At 59.8% G+C, this 12,394-nt stretch carries 17 protein-coding genes and 1 tRNA gene; 10 read left to right on the top strand and 8 right to left on the bottom strand.

Annotated features, from left to right (window positions below; all coding sequences use genetic code 11):
- Positions 1-7: 7 nt before the first annotated feature.
- Positions 8-577 (bottom strand): YIP1 family protein, encoded by a 570-nt coding sequence (locus E6W33_RS04285; RefSeq protein WP_136414695.1) that lies wholly within the window; start codon positions 575-577, stop codon positions 8-10.
- A 276-nt stretch (positions 578-853) separates the two neighbouring features.
- Here E6W33_RS04285 and E6W33_RS04280 point away from each other — a divergent pair, with 276 nt between their 5' ends.
- The 3 genes from E6W33_RS04280 (at position 854) to E6W33_RS04270 (ending at position 2,342) form a co-directional block, all read left to right on the top strand.
- A complete protein-coding gene (locus tag E6W33_RS04280; protein ID WP_136414693.1) occupies positions 854-1,300 on the top strand; it encodes a MarR family winged helix-turn-helix transcriptional regulator in 447 nt (148 codons plus the stop codon).
- A gap of 42 nt (positions 1,301-1,342) precedes the next feature.
- Positions 1,343-2,185: a glutamate racemase gene (gene murI, locus E6W33_RS04275; RefSeq protein ID WP_136414691.1), complete on the top strand. Its 843-nt coding sequence runs from the start codon at positions 1,343-1,345 to the stop codon at positions 2,183-2,185.
- 81 nt (positions 2,186-2,266) lie between these two features.
- Positions 2,267-2,342, top strand: a tRNA-His gene (locus E6W33_RS04270).
- A 69-nt stretch (positions 2,343-2,411) separates the two neighbouring features.
- Here the strand turns inward: E6W33_RS04270 and E6W33_RS04265 are convergent.
- Genes E6W33_RS04265 through E6W33_RS04255 form a run of 3 tightly spaced genes read right to left on the bottom strand, consistent with a single transcriptional unit; the run spans position 2,412 to position 4,327 of the window.
- A complete protein-coding gene (locus E6W33_RS04265) occupies positions 2,412-3,161 on the bottom strand; it encodes a hypothetical protein (RefSeq protein ID WP_211097231.1) in 750 nt (249 codons plus the stop codon).
- Positions 3,158-3,994 carry an FTR1 family protein gene (locus E6W33_RS04260; RefSeq protein WP_136414689.1) on the bottom strand — a complete coding sequence of 279 codons (837 nt, stop codon included), beginning with the start codon at positions 3,992-3,994 and terminating at the stop codon, positions 3,158-3,160. The genes E6W33_RS04265 and E6W33_RS04260 overlap by 4 nt, the downstream gene beginning before the upstream one ends.
- Before the next feature lie 6 nt (positions 3,995-4,000).
- Complete coding sequence (locus E6W33_RS04255; RefSeq protein ID WP_136414686.1) at positions 4,001-4,327, bottom strand: cupredoxin domain-containing protein; 327 nt, start codon at positions 4,325-4,327, stop codon at positions 4,001-4,003.
- A 229-nt stretch (positions 4,328-4,556) separates the two neighbouring features.
- Here E6W33_RS04255 and E6W33_RS04250 point away from each other — a divergent pair, with 229 nt between their 5' ends.
- Positions 4,557-5,024, top strand: coding sequence for a desulfoferrodoxin family protein (locus tag E6W33_RS04250; protein ID WP_136414684.1), 468 nt, complete (start codon positions 4,557-4,559; stop codon positions 5,022-5,024).
- Between the two features lie 65 nt (positions 5,025-5,089).
- The gene (locus tag E6W33_RS04245) at positions 5,090-5,521 is read left to right on the top strand and encodes a group 1 truncated hemoglobin (protein ID WP_136414681.1); all 432 of its coding nucleotides are present in this window, start codon (positions 5,090-5,092) and stop codon (positions 5,519-5,521) included.
- A 29-nt stretch (positions 5,522-5,550) separates the two neighbouring features.
- Here E6W33_RS04245 and E6W33_RS04240 read toward each other — a convergent pair whose 3' ends face one another.
- The gene (locus E6W33_RS04240; RefSeq protein ID WP_136414679.1) at positions 5,551-6,000 is read right to left on the bottom strand and encodes an AAA family ATPase; all 450 of its coding nucleotides are present in this window, start codon (positions 5,998-6,000) and stop codon (positions 5,551-5,553) included.
- Between the two features lie 73 nt (positions 6,001-6,073).
- On the opposite strand from E6W33_RS04240, the gene E6W33_RS04235 reads away from it, so the two are divergent.
- Complete coding sequence (locus tag E6W33_RS04235; protein WP_136414676.1) at positions 6,074-6,274, top strand: hypothetical protein; 201 nt, start codon at positions 6,074-6,076, stop codon at positions 6,272-6,274.
- A gap of 461 nt (positions 6,275-6,735) precedes the next feature.
- On the opposite strand, the gene E6W33_RS04230 is transcribed toward E6W33_RS04235, so the two are convergent.
- The 3 genes from E6W33_RS04230 to E6W33_RS26920 form a co-directional block, all read right to left on the bottom strand.
- Positions 6,736-8,136, bottom strand: a complete 1,401-nt coding sequence (locus E6W33_RS04230) for a sensor histidine kinase (protein WP_247869512.1) — start codon at positions 8,134-8,136, stop codon at positions 6,736-6,738.
- Entirely contained in the window at positions 8,136-8,801 is a 666-nt protein-coding gene (locus tag E6W33_RS04225) for a response regulator (RefSeq protein ID WP_136414674.1), read from the bottom strand. The genes E6W33_RS04230 and E6W33_RS04225 overlap by 1 nt, the downstream gene beginning before the upstream one ends.
- 186 nt (positions 8,802-8,987) lie before the next feature.
- Positions 8,988-9,161, bottom strand: a complete 174-nt coding sequence (locus tag E6W33_RS26920; RefSeq protein WP_168798521.1) for a hypothetical protein — start codon at positions 9,159-9,161, stop codon at positions 8,988-8,990.
- A 26-nt stretch (positions 9,162-9,187) separates the two neighbouring features.
- Here E6W33_RS26920 and E6W33_RS04220 point away from each other — a divergent pair, with 26 nt between their 5' ends.
- The 4 genes from E6W33_RS04220 to E6W33_RS04205 all read left to right on the top strand — a co-directional run bounded on the left by E6W33_RS04220 (position 9,188) and on the right by E6W33_RS04205 (position 12,393).
- Positions 9,188-10,105 (top strand): lipid kinase, encoded by a 918-nt coding sequence (locus E6W33_RS04220; RefSeq protein ID WP_136414672.1) that lies wholly within the window; start codon positions 9,188-9,190, stop codon positions 10,103-10,105.
- Complete coding sequence (locus E6W33_RS04215) at positions 10,089-10,535, top strand: DUF2383 domain-containing protein (protein WP_136414670.1); 447 nt, start codon at positions 10,089-10,091, stop codon at positions 10,533-10,535. The genes E6W33_RS04220 and E6W33_RS04215 overlap by 17 nt, the downstream gene beginning before the upstream one ends.
- A 369-nt stretch (positions 10,536-10,904) precedes the next feature.
- A complete protein-coding gene (locus E6W33_RS04210; protein WP_136414668.1) occupies positions 10,905-11,585 on the top strand; it encodes a dienelactone hydrolase family protein in 681 nt (226 codons plus the stop codon).
- Positions 11,575-12,393, top strand: coding sequence for a phosphoribosyltransferase (locus E6W33_RS04205; RefSeq protein WP_136414665.1), 819 nt, complete (start codon positions 11,575-11,577; stop codon positions 12,391-12,393). The genes E6W33_RS04210 and E6W33_RS04205 overlap by 11 nt, the downstream gene beginning before the upstream one ends.
- Position 12,394: the final 1 nt, after the last annotated feature.

Raw genomic sequence — 12,394 nt, 5'->3', positions numbered from 1 at the left:
CCGTGAGTCAATTCATTAATGGCAACAAGACGAAGGCGCACAGGAGCGCCCAGACCAGCGCGCCGGAAGCAAAGGCTTCGGCGCTCAGCACCTCGGCCCCGCTCGGATCTTCCAGTTTCAGTATGTAGAAGGTGCCGTGATACAAGACGCTGGCGGCAAGCAGCAGGCCAAGAACGATCACGCTGATCATGCCCCACATGTTCGGGATCGCCAGTCCGACGCTGGACAGGAACATCGGAATGGCCGTCACGGCTGCGAGCAGAAAGCTGCGCCGGGAGTCCGTGACAATCTGATAGGTCGATGCGATTTGCTTGAGCAGAATGCCCATCAGGGGAACCGTAATCAGCTCCGCGATAAAGAACACCGCCGCCACCGCTTCCCAGCGGGTCGGGGCGACATTGATCATGTAGGCCGAAGCATGATGCGAGCCGGCGTAAAGCAGCATCGCCGGCGGAAGCAGAGACAGCGGCAGGACCAGTTGCAGGAAGATCCGCACCACCGAGGCGTGCGTCGTGTCGAGCTGGTCCCATCCTTCATGGAAGGAGAACGGCATCTTTACCAATTTAAGAAAATTCATCTCAACTCTTCCTTTCAACCGAGGAAATTCGCGGTCCGCCTTGCGCGTCTTGCCACTGCTTTCCCTGGGAACTTCACGCGCATGTCCAACACCAGCCTAACAGGGTACAGCTCTACCGCATCAAGGCATCAAGATTTGTATCACTCTATGATACAAACACAGAAAAGTCTACAGTGAAATGCCGACGGCAATCTTGCCCTTCGTTCTTACAGTTGCCCGAAATAAGGCTTTCATCGTATATCATCCCTTTATAAACCCACTTTGCACCGAGCTCTGATGTCTGAATCGCCACTGTCTTCCCCACCCAGCAAATTGGATTACGAAGGGCTTGCCGATTTCCGCTATCGGCTGAGGCGCTTCCTCAGATTCAGTGAAGAGCTTACGCAATCCCAAGGAATTACTCCCCTGCAATACCTGCTGCTTCTGCAAATCAAGGGCTATCCCGGTCGGGAATGGGCGACCATCGCCGAACTCGCGGAGCGGCTGCAAGCCCATCACCACGGCGTGGTGGCGCTCACCTCGCGCTGCGAGAAGGCAGGACTGGTGGGCCGCCGCCCCGGGCGCGACGACAAGCGCTGCGTCGAGGTCTACCTGTTGCCCAAGGGTGAGGAACTGGTGAGGAGACTGGTCATGATGCACCATGACCAGGTAACCGAATTGCAACGCGTGCTGACCTCGCCCTTCGAGCAATTCCCGACCCATTCCGACTTTTACGTAGGCTGAGCATGACCTTCGCGTCATCCATCCACATTGCCTTGTTTTTTCATGCCTGATCCGTCTGACACTTCGCAGCGCAACACTGCGCCGATAGGCGTTTTCGACTCCGGCATTGGCGGCCTGTCGGTACTCAAACACATCCGTGCCTGCCTGCCCAGCGAAGACTTGCTGTATTTCGCCGATTCCGGCTTTGCGCCTTATGGGGGCAGGCCGGAAGAAGAGATCGTGGAACGCTCGCTGGCGATCGCGGAATTTCTGATGCAGTACGAAGTCAAGGCACTGGTGGTCGCGTGCAACACCGCAACGGCCGCCGCGATCAAGGCGCTGCGCGCGCGCTACCCTTCGCTACCCGTGGTCGGCGTCGAACCAGGCCTGAAACCGGCCGCCGCATTGACGAAAAGCGGGACAGTCGGAGTGCTGGCCACCAAGCGCACGCTAGCGAGCGAAAAATTCAAGCTGCTGCACGAGCAGATCGGCGCCGCAAGCAAGGTCCGCTTCCTGCCGCAACCCTGCATCGGTCTTGCCGATCAGGTGGAAAAAGGCGAACTGCAGTCCGCCGCCACGGCGCAACTGCTGCGCAGCTACATCGAACCGCTGATCGCGGAAGGCGCGGATACGCTGGTGCTCGGCTGCACGCATTACCCGTTCGTCCGCCCCCTGATCGAGGACATCGTCGGCCGCATCAGTCCCGTTCCGGTCAGTATCGTCGATACCGGCGAGCCGATCGCGCGCCAGTTGGTGCGCCTGCTGACCGAACGCGGTCTTCTGCGCAGCGAAGGCGCGGGGTCAGTGGCAGGATTCACCACCGGCAGCGGAACCGCGCTGTCGGGTGCGTTTTCGAAATTGCTTGGCCTTAATCCTGCCATCATGCAAATTGCCGCCAGTGTTTGAATGACGGCATTTGCCAGTTTGCGCTGAAGTTTGTATAATTACCGGCTTGCTCGATGTGCGATCGAGCAAAGATTCTCAATGGTGGCCGTAGCTCAGTTGGTAGAGTCCAGGATTGTGATTCCTGTCGTCGTGGGTTCGAGTCCCATCGGCCACCCCAAAGGATAAAGAAAAAAGCCCGGTTCATCGAACCGGGCTTTTTGCATTTCAGAGCAGCTTTCCAGCGTTTTCAGAATTCGTACTCGACTTGCGTGCGGAAAGTATTGCTGTGCTTTTCGTCATTGGCGTCAATCAGGTACGCTACGTTGTACTTGATCGCCTGCCGTCCACCGAGCGCGATCTTGCCGAAGATGGCCGGGCCGAAGATGTGGGATTGCTCGGCGCGCGGGGCGAAATGGTCCCATTTGCCGACATCGCCGAAGCCCTGGGCGCCGAACTCGAATTGTGGGGTCCAGCGATATTTGGCTTGCCATTGGTAGCCAAGGCGCATCGGGTTGGCTTCGGCGGCGCGATAGTTCCGTTCGAACAGGATGTTCAGGTTGAGCTGGGTCTTGCCGAACTCTTTCTGGAACAGCGGACCGAACTTCACTTCCCAGCCTTCACTGTGGTCTTGCGGGCGTTCGATTTCCGTAATGAAGCCGATATCGACCGGGAGCTGGCCCGGTTCGCTGAGCTGGAACTTGTTTTCCCATTCATAGGCATCGAAGAAGGTGCCGCTGCCGTTCTCGCGCTTGTACTTGACGTACAGCTCGGTGAACCAGTGTTCCGTTGCGCCATAGCCGAAGCCGATCGAGGCCGCGCTTTCACGCGCTTCGTCGGTGACTTTCGCGGTGCCGGCCTTGAAGTCGATTTCACGTTCGCCGTATTCGACCGTCGGCGTATAGACGTAATCTGCCGGGCCTGCGAGGGCATTCTGCGCGCTCAGGACGAGCGCTATCACGGCGCTCGCAGCGCCGATCTTTTTCATCGTGTTTTTCATGCGGATTTCAGTTTTTGTGAGGAAGGTGTGGCGTTGCGGTGCGTCCAGGAAGCACCGATGTAAATACAGGCAAGTGTGGCGAAATAGAAAATGGCTTGCATGCCGGTGGGTTTGTCTTCATAGCCGAGCAGGATGGCGAGGGCCGAACCGAGGTTGGACGTGACGGGCAGGATCCAGGAAGTATCCCACAGCGGCGATGCGAGCGACGGTAGCAGATCAGCCTGGATCAGGAACTTCGCCATCTGGCTGGCCAGGCCCGCGGCCAGGAGCAACAGCAGCGTGCCGGTAACGGAGAAGAAGCGGCTGAGCGGGATGCGCAGCAAACCGAAATACGTGATCATGCCGATCGAGGCGCCCGCGATCATGCCGAGCAGGCCGCCCATTACCACGGAGCCGGCACCGTCCGTGGTGCTGGCCAGCATGCCTTGCAGGAAGAGTGCGGCTTCCGATCCTTCGCGAAGCACGGTCAGTGCAATCGCGATGGCAATGGCCGAGAGTTCCTGCTGGCCGCTGCGGATGGCATTGCCGACGTTCTTGGCCCTCGCCGCCATTTCCTTGCCATGCGATGCCATCCAGATGTTGTGCCAGCCGATCATGACGACGGCGATGCCAAGCACGACCGCCTTGAAAATTTCCTGGCCGTTGCCTTCGAACATGTCGGCAATCGATTCGGTCAGCCACGCAACGATCAGCGAACCAATCATGCCGGCAGCGATGCCAATGCCGAGCCAGCGGTTGCGATAATCGAGTCCCCGGGTCGAGGCGGCGATGATGCCGATGAGCAGCGCCGCTTCGAGCGTCTCGCGAAAAACAATGATGGCTGATCCGAACACGATGGTTTACTCCGCGATCACGACGCCCTTGGCGGTCGCTTCATTGAACTCGCCGACGAAGGTGTAACGGCCTGGCTTGAGCGGGCCGATGAAAATGCTGGCTTTCGAGCGGCCGGCGATAACCTTCTCGCGGTTCAGGTCGTGGCTTTCGAATTCTTCGGGCGTGGCGTCCTGATTATCGACCACAAGCTTGACCTTCTTCCCTGCGGGGACCTTCACTTCAGACGGCGTAAAACGGTGGTCCTTGATGACAAGGCTGATTTCGTTGTCAGCGGCAAAAGCGAAAACCGGCAGTGCGATGAGCGTGGCGAAGAGAGCGTGGCGAATATTCATTTGGTGTTAAACGAGAATTGTTATCAATAACGCAGATGATAACGATTATCGTTTAGGTGTCAAGCAAATTTATCGAGAAATTTGCCGTGGCGCAACTCAGCGCCAATTCCGATGTGTTCATCTCCGTGTGAAACCGGGCTTCGGCAGCTCTGTAACTTTGGTTACATACAAGCAACATGTGCCCCACTAACATGCGTCGGTCCTCTCACTCACCCAACAGGAACAAGCCATGCAAGACCATGTTCGACGTTCGTTTGTGAAAAGCGCACTAGCCGGGGCCGCAGTGGCGGCAGTCGGTTCAACGCTGTCGCGCTCCGCACTGGCGGAAAACATCCAGGATGTGAAATTCGCGAAGGACCCGACGAAGCTGCAAGCGGGAGCGGAGGCAGCACATACGCCTTTGCTTGCGCTGGAAAAGCTGGAAAGCACCGGCGTTGCCTTTGGCAAGACGCCGCCCGGCGAATTTTACAAGGTCACGGTGCAAGCCCGGCATGAAGCCACTCGGGACCATCAGATCTTCGGCATTGCGCTTTATCTAAACGGCGAACTGGTCGCGGAACACACCATGAACCAGGCGCAAGCCGAGGCCTCATTGCCGACCGTGGCCTTCGTGCAGCGGCTCAAGTCGGGCGATGCGCTGCTGGCTGTGTCTTCCTGCAATTTGCATGGCAAGTGGGGCAACCGCCTCATGGTTTGAGTTCGGCCAGTCCATTACGGATATCACAGTCATCTGTTTTTCTTCCCTTTCACAACGGATTTTTCATGAATCGACTCTCTCGCTGCATCGCCATCGGCGCGCTTGCCATTTCTTTCGCCACCAGTGCCGCCGCGGACAGCGGCAAATCTCTTTTCGATCGCCTGGGCGGCTTGAATGCCTTGAATGCCGTGGTGAATGAGCTGTGGACGGTGGTCGCGGCAGACTCGCGAATCAACGCGCGCTTTGTGCATACCAAGCCGGAAGTCTTCGGCAGCCAGTTGCTCGATTTCCTGTGCCAGGCCAGCGGCGGCCCCTGCACCTATCGCGGCAAGGACATGCGTGCCGCGCACACGGGAATGAAGCTGAGCGCGGCGGATTTCGACGCGCTGGCGGAAGACACCGTCAAGGTGCTCGATAAATTCAGCGTACCTTCGGTCGAGAAAAATGAGGTTCTGCACCTGCTGGGCAGCCTGAAGGGCGACGTGGTCGGCCGCTGACACTCGTACCGTCCTGTCCTGGCTTCATGTCAGGCAGGAGCAAGCATGGCGGCCACGACGAACTCTCCCTGGGGATCCAACTCGACTTGATACAGGTAGTCGAAGCCTTCTTCCAGGCATGGCCGCTCCATGCGTTTCAAGGCGCCGAGCAATCCTTTCAGCGGGATCCGGGCCTTGCCGCTGCGCTGCTCGTTCCACGCAATGGCGCGATGCACGTCGGGCGCGAAGAAGTAGCCGTGAATGCGGAATCCGGCAGGACGGGCGCGACGAATGTACTCTGCCCGTTCCATGCGCAACACATTGGTGTTGTCCACCACAAAGCCTTGCCTGGCGGCGACGCAGGCCTCGACAAGCAGACGCTCGCGATGCCGAGTCTTCAGCATATCGAGGCTGATTCGGAGATGCGTGTCGAAAAAACGCCGGCGGTAAAACGTCGTCTTGCCGGATCCCGGGATGCCGATGAAGATTACTGCGTCCACTTCAAACCTGTGCGCACGAACCTGCCGGAAACAACAGCGTCTAATAAGTCTGACTTTCCACGCGAGAGCATTGATGAAATACGCATATCTTTCCCTGCTGACCCTGTTATTGCTGGCAGGATGCGCCTCAACTTCAGGCGGCGCAAACGGGACCGCACAAGGCGGCGTTCAGGATGAGCCCACTTATCCGGGAGCGGGCGTGCATATCGGGGTCGGCATCGGCAGTTGGGGTGGACACAGTGGTGGCGGCGCCGGAATCGGGCTTGGCTGGTAAGTCGGTGGCTGAAAAGGATCAGTGACTGGGCGCGGCTGAATCCCTCGTCCTGGAAGACACCAGCGCAGATGGCGATGCATGGCTTGTCGCGGCGTAACCTAGAAACCGTGCCTGCCGGCGCGCATCCAAAGCGAGCACATCAAGAATCCCACGTGCGACGGCGGCGTAGACGCGTCCCTGCTCGACAGGTTTGCGCGGATACATCCGAAGAAATTTCATTCCCATGGGTAATTCACTCCACGTGATCGATGTCTTCCAGTTGCAGCAGCACTGAAATGAAAACGCCGGTAATCAGTCCGGCGGTAACGACGCCCAACAACGAGATTAATGCGTTGACCATCTCTCCCCTCCCCGCTTGTTCAGGATGATTACAACACCGGGCAACTGGAGACTTGTTGCGCTGGATCAGCATCGGGAGCGGATCCGTTGACGGATGTCAATGATGTGATGCGAGGAGGAAACTACGCAGCAAGCGGTAGCGCCAGGTTTGCCACGCAACCGCTTCCGCTTGTCACATTTCCGATGGAAACTGTACCGCCGCAGCGTTCAGCAACGGCGCGTGCAATCGCCAGCCCGAGGCCGGAACCGGCGGACTGCGTGTTGCTCGCACGGAAGAAGCGTTCGCCCATGCGCGGCAATTGCTCGGTCGGGATGCCGGGGCCGTTATCGGTCACGGCGATGCGCGCATAGCCGTCGGCCTCGCTCAGGCGCAGCGAAACATGCCCGTACTCGGGTGCGAATCGAATCGCGTTATGCAACAGATTCAGCGCGGCTTCGCGCAACAGACCGGCATGACCGAACACCCACACCGGCGCGTCGGGGCCGTCATATTCGAGGTCGATCTTCTTTTCGCGGGCCGGCAGCACCACTTCGCGGGCGACTTGCTGCGCGACCTCGCACAGATCGAGCTTCGACAGCGTAAGCTCGGCCGTATCGGCACGTGCCAGCGCCAGCATCTGGTTGGTGCGATAGGTGGCGTCATCCACCTGCCGCGACAGCGCTTCCAGCGCATGCTTCACGTTGTCCGGATCGTTCTCGCGCAAGGCGTAGTCGAGCTGCGTGCGCAAGGTGGCCAGCGGCGTGCGCAACTGGTGCGAAGCATCGTCCACGAAGCGTCGGCGCGCCTCCATCATCTGCTGATTGCGCAGCATGTGCTGATTGATTGCCTCCACCAGCGGCTGCACGTCGGCCGGCACGGAGGCCGTGTCGATCGGCGTCACGTCCATCGGCGAACGTGCCGCGACTTCGTCGCGCAGACGCCCGAGAGGTCGCAATGTGAGATTCAATACGATCGCCAGCAGGCCGCCGGCGGCGAACAGCAGCAGGAAGTCACGGCGCGCCGCCTGCAATACGAGCTGCTGGATGAATGCGGCGCGCGAGTTCAGGGTTTCGGCGACCTGGATCACGATGCGCTGGCGCTTTTTCGCGTTGGACAGCGGCCGATCGAGTTCGCGCGCATAAGCGCCCACCCTTACCTTGTCGCCATAGTATTCGGCATCGTAGAACTGCGGCACACGCGTCTTCAGCGCGGCTTTCGGGATCGGGATTTCGGGGTTGCCGACTTCGATCAAACCGTCTTCCGTGGCGACACGGAAGAAGACCTCGCCGGAAGCCGTCAATGAAAAGAATTCGAGCATGGTGTAAGGCAGCTCGACCGCCACGCCACCCGATGCGGTGGAGATATTGCTGTCGATCGCCTTGATCGCGCCCAGCAGCGAGCGGTCGTATGCGGAATTGGCGGCGTCCACCGCGCTGCGATAGGCTGCCCACAATTCGATCGCGCCGATCGCGGACAGTGCCGGCACCAGCAGGGTGAGCACGGTGCGTCGGAGGCTCCAGCGGAACAGCAGGTTCTTCCACATCAGCGCAATTCCAGCAGGTAGCCGAGGCCGCGCAGGGTGACGATGTGCAAGGGGCTGCCCTCCAGCTTCTTGCGCACGCGGTAGATCAGCACCTCGACGGCTTCCGGTGCGGCATCGACGTCGTCTTCGAACACCTTGTCGTAGATATCCTTCTTCGACAATGGCTCTCCGCTGCACTGGAGCAGCGCATACAGCAGTGCATGTTCGCGCTTGGACAGCGCCAGCGGCGCATCGTACAGCGTGAACTGGCGCTTGAGCGCGTCGTAGGAAAGCGGGCCGCAGGTCATGCGAGGATGTTCGCTACCGCGCGCGCGGCGGATCAGCGCCGTGAGGCGCGCTTCCAGTTCGTCCACCGAGAAGGGCTTGGCCATGAAATCATCGGCACCCATCTTCAGCGTGCTGACGCGCTCCATCAACGAATCGCGCGCGGTCAGGATCAGGACCGGCAGGCGCGCGTCGCTTTCGCGCAGGCGCGCGAGCACGGCATGGCCGTCGATGCCGGGCAGCCCGAGATCGAGAATCAATGCGTCATACCGGACCTGGCGCACGCTCGACTCGACCAGCCGGCCGTCGTCCACCCAATCCACGATATAGCCGTTCTGCTTCAGTGCACGGCATAGCCAGTTCGCCAACTCTTTTTCATCCTCAGCCAGCAAGAGCCGCATGTGACCTTCCTTTGTGCAAGTGTCTCAGCATCATCCAATGCCTGATGCCGGCTGTCAAATCGAGAACGTGGGTCAAACGGGCATGAAAGCTGCATCGCATGCTGGATGGTTTTTCGCAAGGAATAGTGTCCAGTCCCGCCTTGTCATTTCTTGCACGGAGGACGGCCATGGTGCTTGCTGAAACATTTACGGAGGAACATGTCCGCGTGCCGCAGTCACTGCGGCGCCGGCTTGTTCGATTGCCGAAACGGTTGCGCGCATGCGCAATACACGCACGCCGCTCTCGAAAGACTTTGGGGTATCGCAGATCTCGGCCGCGTTGCGTCCGCCGAGATCTGCGATCTTCACCAATGCAGACATGAAGCGCGGAACGTGACGGAGGTGAAGTGCCAAAACGAGTCTTACTCATTGTCAATCGCAAGAGCCGGAACGGCACGGCCGATATCGACGCTTTCGTGGAACGCTTGCGGGCCGGCGGCATGCACATCCGCCCGTTCATGCCGGACATGCCTGATGAAATTCCGATGCTGATTCGCTCGCATGCGAACAGCGTCGACTGTGTCGTTGTCGGAGGCGGCGACGGCTCGCTGAATGCAGCGGCGCCGGCATTGATGGAAACGCATTTGCCGCTTGGCGTGCTGCCGTTAGGCACGGCAAACGATCTGGCGAGGACGCTGAACATTCCGACCGACCCGGCACAGGCATGCGACATCATCCAGGACGGGATCCTCCACCGGATCGACCTCGGATGCGTGAACGGACACTACTTCTTCAATGTCGCGCATATCGGCCTGGGCGTAGAGGTGAAGCAACTTCTCTCTCCAGAGCTCAAGCGTCGTCTCGGCATATTCAGCTATGCGTACAGCTTGTTCAAGGCGTTTCGGTCCTTTCGCCCCTTTCACGCCGATATTGTGTGCGACCAGCGCTGCCTGCGAGTGCGCTCCATACAGATCGCCATCGGCAACGGGCGCCATTACGGCGGCGGCATGACCGTGGCGCCCACGGCGAGCATCGATAATCGGCGCTTTTCGCTGTACAGCATCGAACCGCTGAAGCTGTGGGAATTGATCCGGCTTGTGCCCGCCTTGCATGCCGGCCGCTTCAAGGATCACCATCCGGTCGATATCGCGCAGGGAACGCACATTGAAATAAGAACACGCAGGACGATGCTTGTGACTGCGGACGGCGAAGCGGTGACACACACCCCGGCCTCATTCAGCATCGTGCCAGGCGCGGTGAACGTATTCGTACCCTCTTGCTACTTCGACGATCAACAGGAGATACCTCATGCTGCTCAGAGATGACCGCCAGGTGGCGGTCGGTACGGTGGAAACCTTATGCTTCGAGACGGCCGGCTCGTATGCAGGTGCCGCGGAGAAAATCGAGGCGGCTTCGCTGGCGCTGGTGTTCGCGCGTCTTGCAGAAGAGCGCCGGCAACTCGCCATCGAACTCGCTGCGCATATTCGCATGCTCGATGACCTGCCAAAACAGCCCGATCCAGACCGCGAGCTGCTGGGTCAGATGCTGACCGGCATCAAGGCCATCCTGTCCGGCGATGCGCAAGCCACGTTCATCGAGGAGCGACCGGATGCAGAGGAAAAGCTCGTTGCGGCGACGCAGGAAGCGCTGCGGCACACACTGCCCGCGGGAACGCAGTCGATGCTCCGCCGGATCTGCGAACATGCAGAGTCGGCCAAGCGCGAACTGACATCCGCGCGCACCAAAGAAGGCTGAGCGCGAGCGGAGCCATGCACACGGGCTGTCGGCTATTCTTCATGAGATGAGGTGAGCTATCCTGCGTGAAGATGATTTGTCATCGCTTTCCTTTCTCTAGCCGGCTGCTCTCGGCTGACCGGCAAGCGATGCGTTGTCGATGGACCTTGCCGCGCTGGAGAGTCGTTCCGCGATCCGATTTGCGTGCATGCAATCTCCTTTCGTAATTTTTGTGCAGATGATTCGTTCGATTTGATCCTGGATAGTTTCGTCGTCCGGATACGTCCGCGCAAGGCTGAATGGGCTTGCATGGGGGTGGTCGAGGGTATAGCTTGTACATACAGCCTGCATATTCGCAGACACACTTCGATGACATATGGGGAGGTGGTCATGAGAGCGTCGAATGTTGGCAAGGTGCAAGCGGTTCGCATTGCACCGAACGATCTGGAAGGCTTGCTCGGCGTCGATGATACGTCGCAAGGCCTGATCATCTTTGCGCATGGCAGCGGCAGCGGCCGTTTCAGTCCACGCAACAATCAGGTCGCCGAGGGATTGCGGCGCGCTGGAATGGCGACGCTGCTGCTCGATCTCCTGCGCCCTGACGAAGAAGACAACCGCGCCAAGGTATTCGATATTCCGCTTCTCGCATCCCGCTTGCTGGAGGCGACGCGCTGGGCAAAGCAACAAGCGGAAATCGGGGCTTTGCCGATCGGCTATTTCGGGGCGAGCACTGGCGCCGGAGCCGCGCTGGTTGCCGCCGCACATCCGGAAGTCGCCATCGCCGCCGTCGTCTCACGCGGCGGACGTCCTGACCTGGCCGGCAGCGCGCTTGCGAAGGTGCAAGCGCCAACCCTGTTGATTGTCGGTGGCCTCGATACGACAGTGATTGAGCTCAATCGCGAGGCGATGGCGCAGATGCATGCGGAGAAGGAGCTGGTCATCGTGCCGGGTGCAACGCATCTGTTCGAAGAGCCGGGCACCCTAGATCAGGTGACGAAGCTTGCGGCGGACTGGTTTGTCCAACATCTTGTCCCGGCGCCGAACTCCACGGAGGATGATTATGGAATCTGACCCCTTCCTGTTCAAGGACCGGCACGATGCAGGAAGGAGGCTGGCGCAAGCCTTGATGCATCTGAAGGATTTGCGGCCGGTCGTGCTGGGTCTTCCGCGCGGTGGCGTTCCGGTGGCTTATGAAGTGGCGCGTGCGCTCGATGCGCCGCTGGACGTTCTGCTGGTGCGCAAGATCGGCGCGCCCTGGCATGCCGAACTCGGTCTTGGCGCAGTGGTGGATGGCGAGCATCCGCAATGCGTGATGAACGAGGACGTGGTGCGCATGGTGAACCCGCCCCCGGGCTATATCGAAGCGGAGCGCGAACGCCAGATGAAAGAGATTGAACGCCGCCGCGCGCTGTATTGCGGTGCGCGCCAGCCGGTGCGGGTCGAGGGGCGCACCGTGATCGTGGTGGATGACGGCGTCGCCACGGGCGGCACCCTGAAGACGGCGCTGGCGGCATTGACGACGGCGGGCTTGGCGAAACTCGTGTTCGCTGTGCCGGTGGCGCCGCAGGAGACGCTCGACAGCATGCGCAACATACCGGGCGTGGATGAAGGCATCTGCCTGCAAACGCCACCTTATTTCCGTGCGATCAGCCTGTACTACGAGAACTTCGATCAAACGAGCGATGAGGAAGTCGTCGAGCTGCTGAGTTATGCCACCCAATATCGGGTGAATGAAGAAGACGAGGAAAGCATTTCGCCCCATGGACCGGTGGAGGAACTGGGTGCAGGCTCGGAGATCGATGCGATTCCGCCCGACTCGGTGCGCGACCGCAGGCCGCCCGATTCGTCGCTGCCGGATGTGGAACACCGGCATCGGTAAG

The organism is Herbaspirillum sp. ST 5-3 (assembly GCF_004804275.1).
Classification (GTDB): Bacteria; Pseudomonadota; Gammaproteobacteria; order Burkholderiales; family Burkholderiaceae_D; genus Noviherbaspirillum.
This window is presented reverse-complemented; position numbering and strand designations above follow the sequence as displayed.